Consider the following 16,143-nt stretch of genomic DNA (forward strand, 5'->3'; position numbering starts at 1 on the left):
CCCCAACCCTGTCCCCTTCCACATCCGCACCTAGCTTTTGGAACAGCGGGGGAGGACGCACCACACAACGCCCCCCGTCGCACTCACACAGGAGACTCTCCCATGAAGAAGCTGATCGGGATTTTCGCGGCGCTGACGCTGGTCGGGTCCGGTACGGCCCTGGCGGGCGACGACAAGAACAAGCCCCAGACGGACACCTCGGCGCAGGGCGGCTCGGGAACCTCAGGTAGCACCAGCATGCCCCAGGACAGCACGATGCAGCCCGGCAGCTCCGTGGGCGGCTCGGGGTCCACCATGGACTCCAACGCCATGGGCCAGAAGGAGCTGAGCGGCAAGGTGGTGAAGACCGAGAGCAGCAAGGTCTTCGTGCAGGACGCGCAGGGCGCGGTGGTGCCGCTGGACATCGACAAGAGCACCATGTTCACCGACCCGACCCTGAAGAAGGCCAAGGACCTCAAGGAGGGCCAGGAGATCCGCGCCAGCTTCGAGGTGAAGGAGACCAAGAACATGGCCAAGAGCATCTCGCTGTCGGGCACCGGCGGCGCGGGCACGGACGTCATGACGCCGGACTCCTCCATCAACCAGGGCACGCAGCCGCAGGACGACGGCACCCTGGACACGGGCGGCACCCTGGATGAGCCGGGCACCGGCGGCTCCGGCATGGACTCCAGCAAGAACCGGGACCTGGGTGGCGACACCAGCGGTGACAAGAGCACCAGCCCCGACACGTACTAGCGCCCCCGGGCCCACGCCCGCGTGACGCCCTCTTCCCAGAGGGAAGCCAAGGCCCACGGCCACTCACGGCCGTGGGCCTTCGCTTCACCCGCCCCACCTGACGCCTCGGGGCGACCCATTCACTTCATTCAGTATTGACTGAATGGTCTGAACGAACTAGATGCCGGACACCCCCCTGGGCCCCGGCGGAAGCGCGTCGCGCGCGGCCCCCACGCGGGTGGGACGGAGGCCGTGCATGAAGGAGCTGGGCGCCGCGGAGCAGCGCTTCATCGAATCGATGGGGCTGTACTTCGAGCGGCAGGGCGGCACGCGCATCGGCGGGCGCATCCACGCGCTGCTGATGCTGACGGACGAGCCCTTGTCGCTGCAGCAGCTCGCGCGCGTGCTCAAGGTGAGCGCGGCCTCCGTGTCCACCAACATCCGCGCCAGCATGGCGATTGGACTGGTGGAGCCCGTCAGCGTGCCGGGAGACCGGCAGCACTACTACGTCGTCAACAGCAATGGCTGGGAGAGCCGGCTCCGCACCGCCGAGGACAGCGTCAAGGCGTTCGTCCGCGTGTGCCAGGAAGCCCTCTCCGTGCCGCAGCTCGCGAACAAGCACCACCTGCGCGAGGCGGCGGACTTCTGTGACTTCTACCTGGCCGAGATGGCCGGTATCGCCGAGCGGTGGCGAGCCTCGCGCGCCGCCCGCCCCACACCCCGCACTTCCAAGGCTTCGAAAGGACGCACCGCATGAATGGCGCTGTCGCGCAGTCTCCCATCGTCTCCATCACCCAGGTGACCAAGGACTACACCCTGGGCAAGGTGGTGGTCCCCGCGTTGAGGGGCGTGGACCTGCTGGTGCACCCCGGGGAGTTCATCTCCATCGCCGGCCCGTCCGGCAGCGGCAAGACGACGCTGCTCAACCTCATCGGCTGCGTGGACACCGCCACCTCGGGCGTGGTGAGCGTCGCGGGTCAGGACACCAAGCAGTTGAGTGAGCGTCAGCTCACCCACCTGCGCCTGCACACCATCGGCTTCATCTTCCAGTCGTTCAACCTGGTGTCGGTGCTCAGCGTCTTCCAGAACGTGGAGTTCCCGCTGCTCCTGCAGCGCAAGCTGGACAAGAACCAGCGCAAGGAGCGGGTGATGCAGCTGCTCGAGCAGGTGGGCCTGGCCGACCATGCGAAGCACCGCCCCAACGAGCTGTCCGGCGGCCAGCGTCAGCGCGTGGCGGTGGCGCGCGCGCTCGTCACCCGGCCGCAGCTGGTGCTCGCCGACGAGCCCACGGCGAACCTGGACTCGGTGACGGGCCAGCACATCATCGACCTGATGAAGGAGCTCAACCAGAAGGAGGGCACCACCTTCATCTTCTCCACGCACGACGCCAAGGTGATGAACCACGCCAACGCGGTGGTGCGCCTGGCGGACGGGAAGATCCTCGACCGGCTCACCCCCGCCGAGGCGAAGCGGGCCATGGCCGCGGGCGCGGAGGGTCACTGACATGGGGCAGCTCCGGTTGCTGCTGCAGGTGGCGTTGCGCAACCTGTTCACCAGCAAGATCAACATCCTCATCGGCGGCATCATCTTCTTCGGCACCCTGCTGGTGGTCGTGGGCGGCGCGCTGCTCGACAGCATGGACAGCGCGATGAGCCGCAGCATCATCGGCAGCGTCGCGGGCCACATCCAGGTCTACTCGGATGACTCCAAGGACGAGCTGAGCCTGTACGGCGGCATGAGCGGCGAGCCGGACCTGGCGGTGGTGGACGACTTCAGCCGCATCAAGCCCGTGCTGGAGAAGCACCCCAACGTGAAGACGGTGGTGCCCATGGGCACCAGCGGCGCGCTCATCACCTCCGGCAACACGGTGGACCTGACGCTCGCGCGGCTGCGCGACCTGTACAAGAAGCGCCAGACGGAGGGTGAGTCCCCTGCCCTTCGCGAGAACATCGACAGCGTGAAGGGCCACGTGCGGCAGATGGTGGCGCTGATGGAGGAGCAGCGGGCCAAGAGCCGCGAGCTGCTCACCGAGGCCGCCCAGGACCCCGTGGAGGTGGAGGCGTTGGCGCGTGCCCGCACCGACGCGTTCTGGAACACCTTCGAGGAGGACCCGTTCGGCTCGCTCGAGTTCCTGGAGAACCGCATCGCCCCGCAGCTGCCGGACGGCGACCTGCTGGACTTCCGCTACGTGGGAACGGACCTGGACGCGTTCCAGAAGTCGTTCGACCGCATGGAGGTCGTGGACGGACAGCCGGTGCCCGCGGGCAAGCGCGGAATGCTGATGTCCAAGTTCTTCTACGAGAACTTCCTCAAGCTGAAGTCCGCGCTGCGCCTGGACAACATCAAGCAGGAGCGGGACCTCAACCAGAAGCGCATCGACACCGACCCGACCCTGCAGCGCTGGGTGAAGGAGAACCAGACCCAGACGCGTGAAATCCTCTTCCAGCTGGACCCGGTGAAGACGCGCCAGGCGGTGGAGCGGCTGCAGAAGGTGCTCGGCAGCCAGGAGCCGTCGCTGGAGAAGCTCCTGTCCGAGTTCTTCACCACCACCGACGACAACTTCGACACGCGCTACCAGCAGTTCTACGCGGAGCTGGCGCCGCTGCTGGACTTGTACCGGCTGCGCATGGGGGACTCGCTCACCATCACCGCCTTCACCCGCACCGGCTACGTGCAGAGCATCAACGTGAAGGTCTACGGCACCTACCAGTTCAAGGGCCTGGAGAAGTCCTTCATGGCGGGCGCCATCAACCTGATGGACCTGATGACCTTCCGCGACCTCTACGGCTACCTGAGCCCGGAGCGGAAGGCGGAGATCACCGAGCTGCAGAAGGGCAGCGGCCTGAAGGAGCTGGACCGGGGCAGCGCGGAGGAGGCGCTCTTCGGCGAGGACAGCGGCAACACGCTGGTGGCGGACGCCACGCCCGGGCTCATCGAGGAGTCCAAGGTGTTCGAGGGCGGGCTGGGCGCGCTGGCCCGCGAGGACCTGGTGGCGCGCGTCTACTCGCAGCAGGAGATCGAACAGGGCGAGGCGCTCAGCGCGGCGGTCATCCTGAAGGACCCGGAGCAGCTGGACCGGACGATGGAGGAGCTGCGCGAGTCGACCCAGGCCGCGGGGCTCAAGCTGCGCGTGGTGTCCTGGCAGCAGGCCGCGGGCATCATCGGCCAGTTCGTGCTGATGGCGAAGCTGGTGCTGTACTTCGCGGTGTTCATCATCTTCGTGGTGGCGCTGGTCATCATCAACAACGCGATGATGATGGCGACGCTGCAGCGGGTGCGCGAGGTGGGGACGATGCGGGCCATCGGCGCGCAGCGCTCCTTCGTCCTGAGCATGGTGCTCATCGAGACGGTGCTGCTCGGGGCGGTGTTCGGCCTGGGCGGGGCGCTGGTGGGCAGCGGCATCATGAGCGCGCTGGGCAGCGCGGGCATCCCCGCCGGCAACGAGGCGCTGTACTTCTTCTTCTCCGGTCCCCGCCTCTACCCGACGTTGAGCGCCGGCAACCTCGTCGCGGCGTTCGTCATCGTCCTGTTGGTCTCCGCCATCTCCACCCTCTACCCCGCGTTCCTCGCGACGCGCGTGTCGCCCCTCCAGGCGATGCAGACGGACGAGTGACCCATGTTCCAGCTCTTCCTCATCGCATTCCGAAACCTGGGCACCCACCGGCGGCGCACGCTGCTGCTCGGCGGGGCCATCGCGGGGGTCACCGCGCTGCTCGTCATCCTCATGGGCCTGTCCACGGGCATGAAGGAGACGCTGCTGCGCTCGGCCACCATCCTGTCCACCGGCCACGTCAACGTGGGCGGCTTCTACAAGGTCACCGCCGGCCAGGCCGCGCCCGTGGTGACGTCCTACCCGAAGGTCATGGAGCTGGTCCGGAAGGAGATTCCGGAGCTCGACTACGCCGTCCAGCGCGGGCGCGGCTGGGCCAAGATCGTCAGCGAGAAGAGCTCCATGCAGGTGGGTATCGGCGGCGTCGACGTGAAGAACGAGCCGGGCCTCCACAAGGTCCTCCAGATTCGCGAGGGCTCGCTCGACGGGCTGTCGGAGTCCGGCACGGCGCTGCTGTTCGAGAAGCAGGCCAGGCGGCTGGAGGTGAAGGTGGGCGACACCATCACCATCTCCGCGCCCACCATGCGCGGCACCAACAACACGGTGGACGTGCGCGTGGCGGCCATCGCCGGTGACATGGGCATGATGAGCGACTTCAACATCTACGTCGAAGCCTCCACCCTGCGCTCGCTGTACCAGCTGCGCGAGGACACCACCGGCGCGCTCTACCTGTACCTGAAGGACGTCTCGCAGGTGCCGCAGGTCCAGGCGCGGCTGCGCGACGTGCTGGCCAAGGCCGGCTTCACCCTGATGGACAATGACCCGCGCGCGTTCTGGTTCAAGTTCGACGTCGTCAACCGCGAGGCGTGGACGGGCCAGAAGCTGGACATCACCAACTGGGAGGACGAGCTGTCCTTCATCACCTGGACGCTCACGGCGCTCAACGGGCTGACGGGCGTGCTCATCTTCGTGCTGCTGGTCATCATCGGCGTGGGCATCATGAACACGCTGTGGATCGCCATCCGCGAGCGCACTCGCGAGATTGGCACGCTGCGCGCGATTGGCATGCAGAGGACGCGCGTGGTCGCGATGTTCCTCTTCGAGGCGATGACGCTCGGGGCGCTGGGCACGCTGGTGGGGGCGCTGCTGGGCCTCGCGGTGTGCCTGGGGGTGACGGCCGCGAACGTGAGCGTCCCCGAGGTGGTGGCGATGTTCATCATGTCCGAGCGGCTGAACCTGGTGGTGGACGCGGGCGCGGTGGTGGGCGCCATGGTGTTCATCACGACCTGCACCACGCTCATCTCGTTGATTCCCTCCTTCCTCGCCGCGCGGCTCAAGCCGGTGACGGCGATGCACCACATCGGGTGATTTCCATGAGCCTCAAGAGCCTGCTGTCCGCCGCGGTCGTCACCGCGGCCCTGCTGTCCGCGCCCGTGGCCCTGGCCCTGGAGCCGGCCGTCATGACGCAGATGCTGGCGACCATCGATGATCGCCAGCGCAATGGTGGCGACTACAAGGCGCTCATCTACCTGGAGCAGAAGGAGAAGGACAAGACGGACAACGTGCGCGAGGCGTTCGTGTACCGACGCGACGCGGACGACAAGCTGATGATCCTCTTCAGCAAGCCCAAGACGGAGGCCGGCAAGGGCTACCTCCGCATGGACAAGAACCTCTGGAGCTACGACCCCAACGTGGGCAAGTGGGAGCGTCGCACGGAGCGCGAACGCATCGCCGGCACCGACAGCCGCCGCGCCGACTTCGACGAGTCCCGCCTGGCCGAGGAGTTCGACCCGACGTACGAGGGCGAGGCCAAGCTGGGCAAGTACACGGCGCACAAGCTGTCGCTCAAGGTGAAGCCCAACGTCGACGTGGCCTACCCCGTCGTGAAGCTGTGGGTGGACAAGGACTCCACCAACATCCTCAAGCGCGAGGAGTACGCGTTGTCCGGCCGGCTGATGCGCACCGCGCTCTACCCGCGCTGGAAGAAGATCTTCAGCGAGTCCAAGGGCGCCGACGTCTGGTTCCCCGAGGAGATCCGCATCTACGACGAGGTGGAGAAGGCCAACTCCACCATCATCCTCATCAAGTCGGTGGACCTGCGCTCGCTGGAGGCCAACCTCTTCACCAAGGCCTGGCTCGAGAGCAAGAGCCGATGAGCCCCCGCGCCCTCACCCTGGCCACGGCGCTGTCCGTGGCCCTCGTTGCTCCCGCCGCGCTGGGCCAGTCGGCGCAGCGGGACGACGACGCCTTGTTCGGCGGAGGGGACGACACGCCCGCGAGGGCGGACCCGTCCTCGACGCCGCCCCCGGAGGCTCCGTCATCGGAGCGTCCGAGCGAGGATGCCCTGTTCGGCGGGGACTCGGAGCCCTCGGCGGACGCGGATGCCAGCAACACGGGCGATGCGACCGAGCGACAGCGGCCGCTGACGGAGGCGCCGCCGGAGCCTGGAGACCGGGACTCGCGCTCGCTTTCGGGGCCGGCGACGCGCAGCGCGTTCGACTCCGAGGAGGCGGTGGATGATCCGCTGAAGATTGGCGGACAGTTCTACCTGCGCGGCTTCGCGGCCGCGACGCAGGGCACGTCCTTCGGCGACACGGCGTTCTCCGCGCCCACGCTGGTGGACGGGTACTTCGACGCGCGGCCCATGGACCGCCTGCGGGGCTTCGTGGTGGGCCGGTTGAGCTACGACCCCACCGTGTCCACGCAGTCGGGGACCGCGGGCGCCCTGGCGAATCCTCGCGTCCTCCTGGACCAGGCCTGGCTGCGCTTCGACATCGAGCGGACGGTGTTCCTCACCGTCGGCAAGCAGCACGTGAAGTGGGGCACGGGGCAGATCTGGAACGCCACCGACTTCCTGTCCCCCCAGCGGCGCAACCCGCTGGCCTTCGTCGACCTGCGCACCGGTGTGTCGATGCTGAAGGTCCATGTCCCCTGGGAGGCTCGGGGCTGGAACTTCTATGCGCTCGCGGTGATGGATGACCTGGGCACCGACACGGGCGTGCTCACGGACAACACCGGCGGCGTGCCTCGCGCGGGGGTGTCCGAGCCCGTCAACAGCCTGAGCCGCATCGGTGGCGCGCTGCGCGCCGAGGTGGTGCTGGGGCCCGCGGAGGTGGGCTTGAGCACGGTGGCCCAGCGGGGGCGCAAGCCCCGCTTCGGCCTCGATGTGTCCTCCGCGCTGGGGCCCATCGATGTGTATGGCGAGGTGGCGCTGAAGAAGAGCACGGAGCAGCCGCTGTACCGGGTCCCTCCGGGGACCACGGCGGAGGATGTGCTCGCCAATCCCGACATCGTCGAGGCCTACTTCCCCTCGGGTCTCACGCCCCAGGTGACGACTGGCGCGAACTACAGCTTCGCGTACGGTGAGAACGACATCGCCGTGTTGGGCGTGGAGTACTTCTACAACTCGACGGGCTACACGAGCTCGTTCGGCTATCCGTTCCTGCTCTTCAAGCAGGCCTTCCAGCCGCTGTACACGGGGCGCCACTACGGCTCCGCGTACCTCTTCCTGGACCGCCCCGGTTCGCTCGAGCGCACGTCGTTCAACCTGTTCACGTTGAGCAACCTCTCGGACAAGTCGTACATCAGCCGGCTCAACGTCACCCACCGCGCGCTGAGCTATCTGACGGTGGAGGCGTACGGCGCGGTCCACTACGGCCACAAGGGCGGCGAGTTCCGCTTCGGCGGGTTCACGCTCCCTGGTGCGCCGGCGGGCGAAGGCGAGCCACCCAATCCGCCGATCACCATCAACTACCCCACCTTCGAGCTGGGCGCGGGCTTGCGCATCAGCATCTGAGGCGGTGGTCAGCGGAGGGATTCGAGGGGCCGGGTTCCTGAGTGGGGACACGGCCCTTCGACCTTTCCCAGCGGGCGGCGGGGTGGTCGCACGTCGGGCATGCGAGCGAGGGGAGAGCGGGCCGCCGAGGTGCCGGAGAATTCGAGCAGTGAACACTCTGGCGACATGAACCTGTGGATCGCCCTCGCCGCGGGGTTGAGCGTCGCTCAGGGACAGAGCCAGACGCCCTACCCCTCTCCCATGGACCCGAACGTCCGCGACCCGGCCGCGGAGGCCCTGCGTGACGCGAACGCGCAGGCCGCCGAGGAAGCGGATGGCGCGTGGCTCCCCCCGAACTACGTCATCCAGCAGCCCACCGCGGACGGGACGACGCCGTACAGCGGGTATGTGGTGACGCCCGCCCTCCCTGATGGGACGGCTCCGGCGACGCCGAGCGAGGTCGCTGTCGACGAGACATATCAGACCTATGTGCCCATCCCCGCGCAGGTGCAGGAGGGCACGGGCGGGAGCGGTACGGAGCAGACGGAGAGCGCCGGTTCGACCGTGTCCGGTACGGACCTGGGCGTCGGCGGCTCGGGTGATGTGGGCGATGAGGCGGGCGATGCTCGGGTGAATCAACCCGGAGGCTCGAATACGTCCGCGCTCTCACAGCCCGCCCCTGCTCCGCTGGGCGGACAAGATGCTACTGGCGGCTCGGGGAACGACGGCGCCGAGGCTCCGCGAGGCTCGGATGTGAGTGGACAGGTCGACGGTACGGGTGGCTCGGGTACGACGCCTCAGACCTCTGTTCCGAATGACCAGAGCGGCATCAGTGGTTCGGGTACGACTCCGCAGACTTCGGTTCCGAATGACCAGAGCAGCGTCGGTGGCTCCGGCACGACGCCGCAGACCTCGGTTCCGAATGACTCGAGTGGCGTCGGTGGCTCCGGCACGACGCCGCAGACCTCGGTTCCGAATGACTCGAGTGGCGTCGGGACTGGCACGACGACTCAACCCTCGACGCAATCGGGCACGGGCGGCTCAGGCGCGCAGCCCGAGCCTCAAGACTCGCTGGGCGGCTTCGGCCCCACCGAGGCCGAGCAAGGCGGTGGCCAGGGCACCACGGGCACGTCGCCCATCTCTCCGAACGGCACCGGCGGCTCGGGCTCGAACACCGTGCCTCAATCCACCGACACGCAGGGCACCTCCGTGCCGCAGAACAACAACGCCCCCTCCGGACAGCAGCAGACCTCCGCGACCTCGAATCCCCCCGCTTCGAACGACACGGAGGTCGCGCAGCTGCGCGCCCGACTCGACGAGCTCGAGGAAGAGCTCCGGGCTCGCGACGACCAGATTGAGCAGAACGCCGTCGCCACCCAGCAGCAGGTCGACACGTTCGGAGAGCGCGCCGTCGAGACCGAGCAATCACGCCAGCAGCGACTCTCCGCGCTCCAGAGCGCCGGCGAATGGATGATGGCCGCCGACGCCGCCATCCAACAGGGCGAGGATGACGTCGACGATGCCCTCGACATCGCCGACAGCGCCTTCGCGGAGATTCGCCAGAGCGCCGCTGCGTTCGGTCAGGGCAACGTCATCGTCCATGCGGACCGTGCCCGAGCGCTGCTCAACCTCGCTCGTGACGCGGCGGGACGCAGCGACGGATACGCCGCGCGGCTCGCGCTCCAGGAGGCCGGCATCGAGCTCAACCTCGCACGCGGCGCCAGCCTCGGCAGGAGCGGAACGGGCAACTCGCTGCTGTCGCCCTAGACTCCGACCCAGCACCACGACCGCGTGAGGCGCCTCCAGCATGAGGCGCCTCACCGGAAGTCACGCCAGACTCAGGGCGCCGGCGTCTCGCGGAAGATGAGCAGCCCCCGCGACGACTCCGTCGTGTAGATGTACCCGTCACCCGGGACCGCGATGGCGTTGAGCCCCTCGAAGAACGACAGGCCGCGGCCCGCGTCCGTCTCGCGGTAGGTGTTGAAGTACGCCACCTGCCGAGGGGCGCTGGGGTTGCTCACGTCCGCCACGCGCAGACCGTCCTGGTAGTGCGCGACGTAGAGCTTCGTCCCCGACAGCGCCATCGCGCGCACGGAGACCTCCGGCCGGACCCGGAACTCGCCCACCTGGAGCGTGCTCGCCGGATTGGACACGTCCAGCACGCTGACGAACGCCCCCCAGTCCTCGCCACCCGAGAACACCAACGGACGCTCATTCACCGAGCCCACCGCCAACGAACGGGACGCGCTACCTCCGAAGCGCCCCAACAGCTTCGGCGCCGAGGGCGTCGTGATGTCCGACACCGTGACGCCGAACGTCCAGTTGCTCACGTAGAGCCGGTTCCCCACTGACACCACGTCGAAAGGCACCTCCCCGCTCAAAGGCTCGGCGCCCTCGATGAAGTAGCGCTTCAGCAGCTTCGGTTGCAGCGGCGTCGTCACGTCGAAGATCAACACCTCTCCATTCGGCGCGGGCGACGCGGCGAACAGCAGGTTGCCGTTCAACGCCAACGCCCCGACCTCCACCGACGGGTCCGTCAACGAGCGCAGCAGCACGGGCCTCTCCGGGTCCGCCACGTCGTAGATGACCAGACCGCTCTTCTGGCTGGCCACGTACGCCAGCGTGCCGTGCACGACCAGGTCATTGTAGACATCACTCGACGGCTTGCCCGAGTAGAGCTTCCGCGTCTCCGACGGGACGCTCACGTCGTAGATGGCGAGGCCATCCTTGCCGAGCGCGAGGTAGGCACGTCCGCCCACCACGGTCAGCTCCTTGGCGACCACGAGCTCTCCGGCGGAGGGATCCTGGAGGGCGACCTCGCGCACCAGCTCCACCCCGGAGCCCTCGACCTCGTCCGCCTTGCGCTGCAGGCGCGCCGCCTCGAACGTGCCCTGCAGGTCCAGCTCTCCGTCCACGCAGCGACGGAAGGTGCCCTTCATGCGGCTGGGCGAGCTCGCCTCGCAGCCGGCGAAGGCGTAGCGCACCGTGCGCTCGAACGGGTCGACCACGTCCGCGGCCAGGTAGTACGAGTCCTCCGTGTGCTGCTGCTCCGTCACGGTGAAGCCCAGCACCTTCGCGCCGTCCGCCCCCGACAGACGCAGCGCGCCCGCCGAACCCGATCCATCGTTCAGTTCGACATTGACGTTCCACACGCCCGCGGGTTGCAGGGCCGCGAGGCTTGAACGCTGACAGGACGACAGGTTGATGGCGGCAAGGTGACACTCCGCCTTGTTCTTGGAGTCCCCGTCCTTGCCGCAACCCAGGGCAAGGACCAGCGTGCTGCTCAGTACGAAGAGGCGTCTCATGACCCGTATGCATACCGGGCCATGCCACACAACGAAAGCCCCTCCCTCACTCTCCCCAAGGGATGCGGGACGCCCACCGTCGGGCAAGTAAACGGAAAGAAATAAACGAGGCCCTTGTATAGGCTCACTCCTGAGAGCGAGCCTCCCAGGAAGCCCTGTCTCGCCAGTACCCCACCCATGAGGTGTTCGTGAACCCCCGTCTCCTCGCTGCCGCCGCGCTGGCCCTGCTCCTGCCGGAGCTGGCGCTGGCCCAGGTCTTCGTCGTGCCTCGCCGCCCGGGCAAGACGCCGGTGAACAGCTACGAGTTCGAGTGGCGGCACGTCGACATCCTCGTCGGCCCCCAGGCCACGGGCGAAGAGGCCAGGCCTCCGGACAGGACGGCGCATGACCAGCCCCCCGGCGTCCAGGGTGGCGCCAACCCGGACGCCCCCACCGCCAACGCGGAGGCGGGAGACACGAAATCCCCGCCCTCCGGCGCGGCCGCTCCCACCGAGCCGTCCACCACGCTGTCGCCCAGCCCCGCACCCGAGCTCGTCCAGACCGAGGATGCCGGCACCCCGCCCCCCCCGGGCTCCGTCGCCTCCAACGAGGACGGCGGCACGCCCCTGAGCACCGCCGCGCTCGGCGCCCCCGACGGAGGCGTCGCGCTGGGCGACCCCGACGGAGGCCCCGCGCTGGGCGCGCCCGCGTTGGGAGGCCCCGCGCTGGGCGGCTCACCGGATGGCGGCTTCAACTACACCTACGCCAGGTCGCTGGGGGCGAAGGCCGGCGGGGTGCGCTTCTACTTCTACGAGCGTGAGCGCATCGTCGCCGAGCGCGCCGCGCCGCTCATCGAGGAGGCCTACCGCTACCTGGTGGACACGTTCCAATACGTCCCCACGGAGACCTTCCCGTACATCCTCTACAGCAGCTACCAGGAGTTCCTGCAGACCAACCTCTTCCCGCTGTCCGAGGGCACCCTGGGTGTCACCAGCACCGAGGGTGACCTGAAGCTCACCCTGCCGTACCTGGGTGACCACCGGCTCTTCGAGGAGGTCAGCACGCACGAGCTCGCGCACCAGTTCACCATCCAGAAGGTGCGCACCGTGACGGAGCAGGCCAAGGTGTTCGGCGAGCCGCTCCAGGCCATCCCCCTGTGGTTCATCGAAGGCCTCGCGGAGTTCTACGCCAAGCGGGGCATGGACCCCGAGGCGGAGATGCTGGTCCGGGACCTGCTCGTGAACCCGGACCTCTACAAGGGCTACGCGTTCCTCGACTTCTTCTCCCCCGGGCCCTACGGCTACCTGTGGATCTACAAGGTCGGCCAGGTGCGCGTGGCCTTCCTGGAGGAGGAGTACGGCAAGGGCTTCATCCAGCGCGTGCTGGAGGAGTCGCCCCGGCTGGTGGGCGGCGCCAAGGACACGCCGTCGCTCAAGTTCGAGGAGCTGCTGGAGCGGCTGACGGGTGATGACCCGAAGCGGCTGTCGGCGCGGTTCGAGAACTGGCTGAAGCGGCGCGCGTACAAGACGTACCTGGGCTCGGAGCAGTCCGCGCCCGCGTTGGACCTGCTCGACAAGGCGCCCGGCTACATCACCGCGTTCACCAGCTCCCCGGACGGCTCGGTGCTGGCCATGCGCACCATCGTCCCGGAGACGGGCGAGAGCCGGCTGTACATGATGGACCCGCGCGCGCCGGACAAGAACGTGCGGGTGGCCAGCGACGGCATGCCGGGCGTGGAGTCCCTGCACCCCATCTCCGGCCGCAACTTCGCGCTGTCGAAGGACAAGCTGGCGTTCGTCGCGGAGATCACCGGGCGCGACGTCATCTACGTGCAGGACTACAAGCACACCGTGGAGAAGCGCTCCCAGGACGTGCTGGTGCGCCGCAACCCCATCCGCACCGGCATCGACCGGGAGGTGGGCACGTCGGTGAACCTGGAGCTGGGGGACCGCAAGACGTACCGAATCGACAAGCACGGGCTGCTCGCCGCGTACTCGCCGGCCATCTCCCCGGACGGCCGCTGGGTGGCCTTCATCGGCATCCAGGACGAGGGCCTGCGCGACGTGTACGTCATCGACCTGAACGCCAGCCCCGACGCCAAACCGCTGCGGCTCACCGACGACGTGTTCTCCGAGCGCCAGGTGACGTGGGGCCCCTCGGGCATCGTCTTCACGTCGGATGCGACGTCGCACCGCAAGTTCAACCTCTTCCGCGTGAAGGTGGACGCGCCCCGCCAGGTGGAGCGGCTGACGAGCGAGGACCGCGACCACGCGGACCCGGTGGCGCTGGCGGACGGGCGCGTGTTCTTCACCGCCTTCAACAACAGCAGCTCCGACCTGCACGAGCTGATGGCGGATGGCCGCATCGTGCGGCGCACGGACCTGACCACGGGCGTGTTCGAGCCGGGTCCCGGCCCGGAGGGCAGCCTGTGGATGCTCTTCCACGTCTCCGGAGAGAGGAAGCCCGCGGTGCTCCGGCCGCCGCGCATGCTCGCGCTCGACGTGCCGCCCGAGCCGCCGCCCGAGCCGCCCAACCCGCTCGCGGTGCGCCCGCTCACGGACGCCACGCCCTACCGGCCCTTCGCCCGACAGAACCTGGAGTTCGGCCCCATCTTCGGCTTCGCGGGCGCGGGTGGCGGCGGCTTCGTCGGTCAGCTCTTCGCCGCGGCGAGCGACCGCATGCGGGACCACCAGTTCATCCTGACGCTGGCGGTGTACGGCAGCTTCGACCTCACCGACGGCTACATGCTCTACATCAACGACGAGCGCCGCACGACGTGGGGCGGCGGCCTCTTCCAGTCGCTGCGCTTCCGCGTGGACCAGACGTTCGACGACCTGCCCGTCTTCTTCACGTCGGCGGAGCGCTACTTCGGCGCGCTCGGCAGCCTGCGCTACCCGCTGAGCACCTTCCTGTTCATCCAGGGTGACCTGAGCGTGGGTGGCACCAAGTACTTCCTCGACGACGACACGGAGTTCCGCCTCTTCTTCCCGGACCGCAACGAGGCCAACCGGGAGCTCTTGTCGCTGTGGAACCAGAAGAACGGCTCCATCCGCTTCCAGACGGAGCTGAGCGGGCAGATCGGCTACGACAGCTTGAAGTACCACTACGCCACGGGCCCGCTGTCGGGCAGCTCCGCGCTGCTCGAGACGACGGTGGGCGTGCAGCCGTTCAACTCCGAGGCCTACGGCAACGTGCGCGTCGACGCCGAGCGCTACTTCCCCATCTACGGCCGCACGCACCTGTTCCTGCGCGGCGGCGCGGGCACCACGCTGGGCGGACGCTACGCGCGCTCCTACTTCCTGTCCTCGTTCGACACCCTGCGCGGCGTGAACTTCGGCGACGAGCGGTGGCTGTTGGGCCGCAACTTCGTCTACTCCACGCTGGAGCTGCAGCTGCCGCTCAACGACATCATCCGGGTGGCCTTCCTCAACGACCTGGAGGCGGTGGCTGGCGTCGACGTGGGCGGCGTGGGCAACAGCTCACGGGACCTGTGGGACCACCGCGTGCTGGACGCCGCCATCGGCTTCAACGTGTCGCTGGGGCCGCTCTTGATGCGCCTGCACTTCGCCCGGCCGCTCGACATCAACGCGGCCGCGGGCAAGCCGGACTCGGGCTGGGTGACGAACTTCTCGCTGGGCATCGCCGGCCTCAACGGCTTCTTCGACACGGCCGACACGGGCGCCAAGAACGGCGCGCCGCAGCCGTCCTCGCCCGCGCTGATGCCGGCGCTGGGTGGCGGCTACACCTCGCCCCGGCACTGAGAATCATCCAGGCCCCCGCTCGCGTGCTTTCGTGAGCGGGGGCAGGACAGGTCAGGACTGCGCGGCCACCAGCGCCGCGTTGGCGCGGGCCATGGGGCCGCCGTCATTGGGGATGCGCTCGAAGTCACCGCGCAGCGCCTTGATGGCGAACTTCTCCAGATCGATCTCCCGGCGCGTGCGGATACCCAGCGCGCGCAAGGGAGCGGACAGGGGGCCGAAGCCCAGGACGCCATGCTGGAGGAGCACGCCGGCGGCCACCGCGCTGAGCCACCGCCAGCCGCCGCCGTCCCGCCTGCCCAGCAGGAGGCCCAGCGCGCCGGCCACGGCGGTGCCCACCATGACGGCGCGGTTGAGGTCCCACTCGCGCTCCAGCGTCCGGAGGTAGCGGCTCATCTCCGGGCGGTCGGCGTGGGTCGCCATGTGCCGTACGCACGCCTCCACGTGCTCGTCGATACGACGGTTCACCATCAGCGGCGTGTGGCTGCGGGCGGAATCAGACGACTGGTTCCAGGTCTCCATCGCGGGCGTCTCCCTGTCGCGGCGCTCCCCTCTTCTCGATGAAGCTAGGGGCGCCCCGGCGCGTCGGGAACAGCGCCGGGTGGGAAGAGAAGTGGCTTCCCTGACTGCCTGCCTGCCCCGCCAGAGGGCCCGCGTCCGAGGGGGCCGCTCCCGCTCCGCCCCAGGAGACGACACCCGGCGCGACGGGTCCTCTGCCCTCCAGGGTGGGGCGATTGACCGGACCAGGATGGGAAATCCCTTTCATCGACTTCCCACCCCATGGCCCCAAGGCGCAGTGGATTCGTCCACTACCGGGCAGCGCACCTTGGCCTCCATGAGGCACGCGCCTTGCTCAACCCCGGTCGATGACTCGCTCACGACTCTTGCTCTGTCTTCCATTGATGTGGATGTGGGCTTGTGGTTCCGAGGCCCCGTCTCCGCCGACGCAGGCGCCCCCCGTCATCGAGGACCCGACGCCGTCGAATCCGACGCCCGTGGACCCGACGCCGAATCCGACGCCCGTGGACCCGGATCCGGTGGACCCACCGCCACCACCACCAC

General features: G+C 68.5%; 11 protein-coding genes and 1 pseudogene. 10 read left to right on the forward strand and 2 right to left on the reverse strand.

Annotated features, from left to right (window positions below; all coding sequences use genetic code 11):
• The first annotated feature begins 102 nt into the window (after positions 1 to 102).
• The 8 genes from FL311_RS30595 (at position 103) to FL311_RS30630 (ending at position 9,806) form a co-directional block, all read left to right on the forward strand.
• Positions 103 to 735 (forward strand): hypothetical protein, encoded by a 633-nt coding sequence (locus FL311_RS30595; protein WP_141330669.1) that lies wholly within the window; start codon positions 103 to 105, stop codon positions 733 to 735.
• A 235-nt stretch (positions 736 to 970) separates the two neighbouring features.
• A complete protein-coding gene (locus tag FL311_RS30600; RefSeq protein ID WP_141330671.1) occupies positions 971 to 1,471 on the forward strand; it encodes a GbsR/MarR family transcriptional regulator in 501 nt (166 codons plus the stop codon).
• A complete protein-coding gene (locus FL311_RS30605; RefSeq protein ID WP_141330673.1) occupies positions 1,468 to 2,217 on the forward strand; it encodes an ABC transporter ATP-binding protein in 750 nt (249 codons plus the stop codon). The genes FL311_RS30600 and FL311_RS30605 overlap by 4 nt, the downstream gene beginning before the upstream one ends.
• Before the next feature lies 1 nt (position 2,218).
• Positions 2,219 to 4,327 carry an ABC transporter permease gene (locus FL311_RS30610; protein WP_141330675.1) on the forward strand — a complete coding sequence of 703 codons (2,109 nt, stop codon included), beginning with the start codon at positions 2,219 to 2,221 and terminating at the stop codon, positions 4,325 to 4,327.
• Between the two features lie 3 nt (positions 4,328 to 4,330).
• The gene (locus FL311_RS30615) at positions 4,331 to 5,632 is read left to right on the forward strand and encodes an FtsX-like permease family protein (RefSeq protein ID WP_141330677.1); all 1,302 of its coding nucleotides are present in this window, start codon (positions 4,331 to 4,333) and stop codon (positions 5,630 to 5,632) included.
• Between the two features lie 5 nt (positions 5,633 to 5,637).
• Positions 5,638 to 6,420, forward strand: coding sequence for an outer membrane lipoprotein-sorting protein (locus FL311_RS30620; protein WP_141330679.1), 783 nt, complete (start codon positions 5,638 to 5,640; stop codon positions 6,418 to 6,420).
• A complete protein-coding gene (locus tag FL311_RS30625) occupies positions 6,417 to 8,060 on the forward strand; it encodes a hypothetical protein (RefSeq protein WP_194869422.1) in 1,644 nt (547 codons plus the stop codon). The genes FL311_RS30620 and FL311_RS30625 overlap by 4 nt, the downstream gene beginning before the upstream one ends.
• Before the next feature lie 165 nt (positions 8,061 to 8,225).
• A complete protein-coding gene (locus FL311_RS30630) occupies positions 8,226 to 9,806 on the forward strand; it encodes a hypothetical protein (protein WP_141330681.1) in 1,581 nt (526 codons plus the stop codon).
• Between the two features lie 71 nt (positions 9,807 to 9,877).
• Here FL311_RS30630 and FL311_RS30635 read toward each other — a convergent pair whose 3' ends face one another.
• Complete coding sequence (locus tag FL311_RS30635) at positions 9,878 to 11,344, reverse strand: LVIVD repeat-containing protein (protein WP_141330683.1); 1,467 nt, start codon at positions 11,342 to 11,344, stop codon at positions 9,878 to 9,880.
• 188 nt (positions 11,345 to 11,532) lie between these two features.
• Here FL311_RS30635 and FL311_RS30640 point away from each other — a divergent pair, with 188 nt between their 5' ends.
• Positions 11,533 to 15,084: a PD40 domain-containing protein gene (locus FL311_RS30640; RefSeq protein ID WP_141330685.1), complete on the forward strand. Its 3,552-nt coding sequence runs from the start codon at positions 11,533 to 11,535 to the stop codon at positions 15,082 to 15,084.
• Positions 15,085 to 15,135: 51 nt separating this feature from the next.
• On the opposite strand, the gene FL311_RS30645 is transcribed toward FL311_RS30640, so the two are convergent.
• Positions 15,136 to 15,603: a DUF2892 domain-containing protein gene (locus FL311_RS30645; protein WP_194869423.1), complete on the reverse strand. Its 468-nt coding sequence runs from the start codon at positions 15,601 to 15,603 to the stop codon at positions 15,136 to 15,138.
• A gap of 344 nt (positions 15,604 to 15,947) precedes the next feature.
• On the opposite strand from FL311_RS30645, the pseudogene FL311_RS45480 reads away from it, so the two are divergent.
• Positions 15,948 to 16,143: pseudogene (locus FL311_RS45480) on the forward strand (Inner spore coat protein H); the annotation flags it as partial.

The sequence above is a fragment of the Myxococcus sp. AB025B genome, from assembly GCF_006518215.1.
Classification (GTDB): Bacteria; Myxococcota; Myxococcia; order Myxococcales; family Myxococcaceae; genus Myxococcus; species Myxococcus fulvus.

Coding starts and splice junctions, on each gene's coding strand:
- FL311_RS30635 (WP_141330683.1), bottom strand. CDS start 11,344: ATGAGACGCCTCTTCGTACTGAGCAGCACGCTGGTCCTTGCCCTGGGT.
- FL311_RS30630 (WP_141330681.1), top strand. CDS start 8,226: ATGAACCTGTGGATCGCCCTCGCCGCGGGGTTGAGCGTCGCTCAGGGA.
- FL311_RS30605 (WP_141330673.1), top strand. CDS start 1,468: ATGAATGGCGCTGTCGCGCAGTCTCCCATCGTCTCCATCACCCAGGTG.
- FL311_RS30645 (WP_194869423.1), bottom strand. CDS start 15,603: ATGGAGACCTGGAACCAGTCGTCTGATTCCGCCCGCAGCCACACGCCG.
- FL311_RS30625 (WP_194869422.1), top strand. CDS start 6,417: ATGAGCCCCCGCGCCCTCACCCTGGCCACGGCGCTGTCCGTGGCCCTC.
- FL311_RS30610 (WP_141330675.1), top strand. CDS start 2,219: ATGGGGCAGCTCCGGTTGCTGCTGCAGGTGGCGTTGCGCAACCTGTTC.
- FL311_RS30600 (WP_141330671.1), top strand. CDS start 971: ATGAAGGAGCTGGGCGCCGCGGAGCAGCGCTTCATCGAATCGATGGGG.
- FL311_RS30620 (WP_141330679.1), top strand. CDS start 5,638: ATGAGCCTCAAGAGCCTGCTGTCCGCCGCGGTCGTCACCGCGGCCCTG.
- FL311_RS30595 (WP_141330669.1), top strand. CDS start 103: ATGAAGAAGCTGATCGGGATTTTCGCGGCGCTGACGCTGGTCGGGTCC.
- FL311_RS30615 (WP_141330677.1), top strand. CDS start 4,331: ATGTTCCAGCTCTTCCTCATCGCATTCCGAAACCTGGGCACCCACCGG.